The organism is Cellulomonas hominis (genome assembly GCF_005239125.1).
In the GTDB taxonomy this organism is placed as follows: domain Bacteria; phylum Actinomycetota; class Actinomycetes; order Actinomycetales; family Cellulomonadaceae; genus Cellulomonas; species Cellulomonas hominis_A.
The window spans coordinates 1-3,726 of record NZ_SZYE01000274.1 but is presented as its reverse complement, the minus strand read 5'-3'; the positions used below and the strand labels follow the sequence as shown (position 1 = coordinate 3,726).

3 protein-coding genes are annotated in these 3,726 nt (G+C 77.7%); 1 reads left to right on the top strand and 2 read right to left on the bottom strand.

The window, feature by feature from the left end; genetic code table 11:
* Nucleotides 1–1,294, bottom strand: a 1,294-nt coding sequence (locus FA014_RS18705) for a family 43 glycosylhydrolase (protein ID WP_154731120.1), incomplete at its 3' end; no start/stop codon positions are given.
* Nucleotides 1,295–1,500: 206 nt separating this feature from the next.
* Here FA014_RS18705 and FA014_RS18700 point away from each other — a divergent pair.
* Nucleotides 1,501–1,716 carry a hypothetical protein gene (locus tag FA014_RS18700; RefSeq protein ID WP_230323408.1) on the top strand — a complete coding sequence of 72 codons (216 nt, stop codon included), beginning with the start codon at nucleotides 1,501–1,503 and terminating at the stop codon, nucleotides 1,714–1,716.
* Between the two features lie 33 nt (nucleotides 1,717–1,749).
* On the opposite strand, the gene FA014_RS18695 is transcribed toward FA014_RS18700, so the two are convergent.
* Nucleotides 1,750–3,726: iron ABC transporter permease (locus tag FA014_RS18695; RefSeq protein ID WP_154731119.1), on the bottom strand; the 1,977-nt coding region annotated here is incomplete at its 5' end.

The window sequence follows — 3,726 nt, the reverse complement described above, 5'->3', positions numbered from 1 at the left end:
CCCGCAGGGCGGCGGCCACGCGGTGGCCGTCGCCCTGCGGGTCGCCGGTCACCGTGCGCCAGGCGTCGCCGCGCCAGCCGCGGCCGAAGCCGTCCTCGAAGCCGGCGACGGCCGGACCGCCGCCCGCCGGGACCGGTTGCGCGTCGTCGGACGCACCGGCGCCCGCCCGCACGACGGGCCAGCCGTCCACCCAGTCGAGCCGGTCCATCAGCATCGGCCGCCGGTTGATGCCGTCGGTGCCGTCGAGGTACGGGTCGTCCCGGTCGATCGCGTGGTAGACCATCCAGTCCCGGCCCGCCAGATCGGTCACGACGGCGTTGTGGCCGGTGCCGACCCAGCGGTTCCCGTTCGGCGTCAGCACCGGCGTGCCGCCCGCGCGCGACGCCAGCAGCGGCACCCCCTCGCGGTCGACGTACGGACCGGTGACCGACGCGGACCGGCCGACCTGCACGCTGTAGCCGGTGGTCGGGCCCGCGCAGCAGTTCGCCGTGGAGGCGAACAGGTACCAGGCGCCGTCGCGCTGCACGACGTACGCGCCCTCGAACTTGTTGTCGACCGCCACCTGGACGGGCTCGCCGACCGCCTCGGTGCCCGTGTCGTCCAGCTCGGTCACCCAGATCCCGCCGTAGTACGAGCCGTAGAACAGGTACTCGGTGCCGTCCGGGCCCACGACGTGCGAGGGGTCGAACGTCCACAGGAAGTCGTCCGGCCCGCCGCTGCCGCCGGGGCGCGGGTCCACCACCGGGTCGCCGGCGTCGGTCCACGGCCCGGTCGGCGTGGGCGCGGTCGCCACGCCGATCGCCGTGTCGCCGGTGCCCGGCGTCGCGGTGGTCTCCGTGACGACGTAGTAGAGCCGGTACCGGCCGTCGACGTAGCGGATGTCGGGCGCCCACAGCGCGGCGGGGTGCGCGGGGTCGGTGTCCGCCCAGGACGGCAGGGAGTCCTCGCCGAAGGCGTCCCCCACGTACTCCCAGGTGACGAGGTCCGCGGACCGGGACACCGGCAGCAGGTGCCGCGTGCCCTCGCCCGAGCGCAGCGGGTCGGTGGTGCCGTAGGCGTACCACCAGCCGTCCTGGCCGCGGATCACCGCGGGGTCGGCGAAGGTGTCCGCGAAGCCGGCGCCGACCGGGTTGGTGTACGTGCCGGGCATGCCGGGCCCACCGGGCCGGGCGCCGGACGCGTCGTCGGCGACGCCCGGCACCGCCCCCACCAGGACGAGTGCGAGCGCGAGCACGCCCGCACGCGCGGCGGCCCGTCCCGGCGCGCGCCGGGACCCGAGAATGCGCTGCTCCATCGCAGGGCTCCTGCCGTTCACGAGACCGGAGCACCCTTCTACGCCCGCCGGGCCGCGGCCGCCACTCCAGCGGGTGGCCGAGGACGACCCGTGCGCCCGTTTCCCGGACAGCGCGCCCCGCCGTCCCCTTCGTCCTCCTCCCGCTGGTCGGCGGGATCGCGTGGCTCGTCGCCGGGCGCCCGGAGCGCTCGGCGTCCGCGCGGTCCGTGCCCTGGCCGAGCACCGCGACCGCCGGGTTCCCGGAGGACGAGCGGCCGCGCGCGGCGGGCCCGGACGACGATCCCGCCTTCCTCGCCGGGCTGCGGGACTCCGACGACCGGCACGAGCGGATGCTCCGCGACTGGGAGGCGGACCTGCGCGCCCGCGAGCAGGGCCTGCGCGACCGCGGCCCGGCACCCGAGGACGGCGCGCCGAGCACCTGACCGCCGGCCGCCGGGTGCACCGGTGCCCGGGCGTCAGCGGCGCGAGGTCGCCCGCATCCGCCAGAGCAGCCAGAGGAAGTACGGCGTCCCGATGACGGCCGTGACGAGGCCGGCCGGCAGCTGCGCGGGCGCGATGGCCGTCCGCCCGACGAGGTCCGCCACGCACACCAGCGCCGCGCCGAGGACCACGGTCAGCGGCAGCGTCCACCGGTGCCGCTTGCCGATCAGCATGCGCGCGGCGTGCGGGGCGACCAGGCCGACGAACACGACCGGCCCGATCGCGGCGGTCGCGGCGGCGGTCAGCAGCACCGCGATGCCGACGTGCAGCGTGCGGGAGCGCGGGAGGTCGACGCCCAGCACCCGCGGCGTCACGTCGTCCACCTGCACGAGGTCGAGGTCCCGGTGCGTGCGGGCGGCGACCAGCACCCCGATCGCCAGGGCCACCGCCATCGGTACCAGCTGCGGTGCCCCGGCCCCGAACGTGGAGCCACCGAGCCAGGTGATGGCCCGGTTCTGGTTCCACGGGTCCGTCCGGACCAGCAGCAGGGTCGTGACCGCGCTGGCCGCGGCGCCGGTGCCGAGGCCGACCAGCACCATCCGGCCCGACGCCATGCCGCTGCCCGCGGTGACGCCGAAGACGAGCAGCCCCGCGAGGACCGCCCCGACGAGGGCCCCGCCGAACACCAGCGCGAACGACGGCGCGCTCGTGAGCACGATGACGACCACGGCGCCGAGGCCCGCGGCGTGCGAGACGCCGAGCACGCCGGGGTCGGCGAGCGGGTTCCGGGTGACGGTCTGCACCAGCGCGCCCGCGAGGGCCAGGCACGCGCCGGCCAGCAGGGCGGCGGCGACCCGCGGCACCCGGGAGTCGAGGATGATGTCCAGCCGCACCGACGCCTTGCCCGCGACCCAGTTGGCCACGTCGCCGAGCAGCACCGTCGAGTCGCCGAGCAGCACCCCGGCGACCACGACGCCGACGAGCAGGAGCACGCCGGCACCCAGCAGCACCGCCGGCGCGCGGCGGGCCAGGTCGCTGCCCGCCCGCAGCGTGACGAGGGTGTCCGGCTCGAGCGCCGCGCGGGCCCGGCGGGCCAGGACCACCAGGGCGACGGCGCCGATCAGGCTGGTGACGACGCCCGTCGGGACGGTCACGCCGGAGACCGGCCCGAACACCGCGCGCAGCGCGACGTCGGCGGTCAGGACCAGGGCCGTGCCCGCGACGGCCGCGGCGGGGATCAGCAGGCGGTGCCGGCCCAGCGGGCGGACCCAGGTGGCGAGCAGGCGCACCAGCAGCGGCGCGCACAGGCCGACGAACCCGATGGGACCGGTGACGGTCACCGCGCAGGTGGCCAGGAGCACCGCGAGCAGCACGCCGACCAGCCGGGTCCGGGCCACGTCGACCCCGAGGGACCGCGCGGCGTCGTCACCCAGGCCGAGCAGGTCGAGCCGGCGGCCGAGCAGCACCAGGCCGAGGAACGCGACCACCACGACCGGCGCGATCGCGCGGACGGTGCCCATGCCGTTCTGGCCGAGCGAGCCGGCGCCCCAGGCGAACAGCCCCTGGGTCTCCCAGGGGAACAGCACGAGCAGGGCCTGCGTCACCGACGACAGCCCGAGGGTGATGGCGGTGCCGGCGAGGACGAGGCGCACCGGGGAGGCGGCGGGGCCGCCCGACAGCCCGATGACGACGCCCGCCGCGGCGACGCCCCCGGCGAACGCGACCGCCACGCCGGGCAGCGCCCCGAGGGACGCCCCCACCACCGCGGCGGCCGTGACCGCCAGGTGCGCGCCCGCGTTCACCGCGAGGGTGTCCGGGGCGGCGAGCGGGTTGCGGGCGACCCCCTGCAGCGCCGCGCCGGACGCGCCGAGCGCGCAGCCGACGAGCACGCCGGCCGCGAGCCGCGGCAGCCGGGACGCCGTGACGACGGCGGCGGCCTGGTCGAGGCCGCCCTGGCCGGTGAGCGCGCGCCACAGCTCGCCGACGGTGACGTCGGCGGTGCCCTGCGTGAG